At 55.5% G+C, this 1,353-nt stretch carries 2 protein-coding genes; both read right to left on the bottom strand.

Annotated elements, in window-relative coordinates:
• Positions 1-15: 15 nt before the first annotated feature.
• Positions 16-1,170 (bottom strand): adenylate/guanylate cyclase domain-containing protein, encoded by a 1,155-nt coding sequence (locus Q0341_RS10360; protein WP_299512921.1) that lies wholly within the window; start codon positions 1,168-1,170, stop codon positions 16-18.
• Positions 1,171-1,183: 13 nt separating this feature from the next.
• Positions 1,184-1,345: a chemotaxis protein CheB gene (locus Q0341_RS15265; RefSeq protein ID WP_366522765.1), complete on the bottom strand. Its 162-nt coding sequence runs from the start codon at positions 1,343-1,345 to the stop codon at positions 1,184-1,186.
• Positions 1,346-1,353 lie beyond the last annotated feature (8 nt).

The following is a 1,353-nucleotide window of genomic DNA, read 5'->3' as shown; positions in this document are numbered from 1 at the left end:
CACGGGCGGCAGGGCTTAGGGGACGCGTTGGCCCTGAACAAAGAAGGTTTCCAGATGGCCGATGCCTTTGATGGTGATGGCGCCTCGCTCTTGCAGAACAAATTTGTTGTCGAGTCTTTCAGCCGTTGACGGTGAGATGTGAATCTTGCCGACGGCACCGGTTGATTCCATGCGACTGGCAATGTTGACGGTGTTGCCCCACAGGTCGTAGGTGAATTTGTGCATGCCGATAACGCCCGCCACGACCGGGCCGCTGTTGATGCCCACCCGAATTTGCAGCTGCGTGCCGTGCTGATGGTTGATGCTTTGGAGGGCTGACAGCATGGCAAATGCCACATTCACAACAGCCTGGGCATGGTCTTCTCGGGGCTCGGGAACACCCCCCACCAGCATGTAGCAGTCACCGATGGTTTTGATTTTTTCCACACCCGCATTGCCTACAATGTCGTCAAAAGAAGAAAATATTTCATCGAGCATGTCGACCAGTTTTGCAGCCGACATGCCTTTGGACAGTTCGGTGAAACCGACCAGGTCGGCAAACAGCACCGACACATCCTGGTGCGCGTCGGCGATGCGCTTTTCACCGCCTTTTAGCCGCTGTGAGACCGATTGGGGCAAGATGTTGAGCAGCAGGTTTTCCGTTTTGTTTTGTTCATGCGCCAGTTGTTTGTGCTGTATTTGCAGCTGTTGGCGCTGCATGGTTTCCAGATCGCGCAAGCGTTTTTTTTCAATGGAGGTGGTCAGTCGGGCTTTGAGCAGCACGGGACTGAAGGGTTTGGGCAGGTAGTCTTCTGCGCCCATTTCGATGCAGCGGACGACGTCTTCGATGTCTTGTCCGCCTGAGATCACAATCACCGGAAAGCCGCGCAGTTCGGGCTTGTTTTGCATGTCTGCCAGCACTTCCAAGCCGGTCATTTCGGGCATCTCGACGTCGAGCAGCATCAGGTCAAATGCTTCTTGACTGAGCAGTTGCAGGGCTTCGCGGCCATTGGATGCCAGTTCGATGTGCTCGACGCCCAATTGACGCAGCGATCGGGAGATGCCCATGCGCATCAATTTGCTGTCGTCGACCACCAAAAGCCGGGCGCTTTGGAGCATGTTTTGCGTTTTGGCGGTGTGTGTTTGTGCTGCCTGTGTAAGCTTGTCGAAGGCGTTTGTCGTGTCGTTCATGGGTTGATGCGGCTCATTTGGGGAGTTCGGCCAAGGCTTCCAGCAAGGCCTTGGGCATTTGATCGAGCTTGACCAACTTGTCGACCACGCCCAGATTGACGGCGGCACGGGGCATGCCGTAGACGACGCAACTGTCTTCATGTTCGGTCAAGTTGATCCCCCCCGCTTGGTGTATGGCATGCA

The organism is uncultured Limnohabitans sp. (assembly GCF_937889215.1).
Taxonomy (GTDB): Bacteria; Pseudomonadota; Gammaproteobacteria; order Burkholderiales; family Burkholderiaceae_C; genus Limnohabitans_A.
This window is presented reverse-complemented; position numbering and strand designations above follow the sequence as displayed.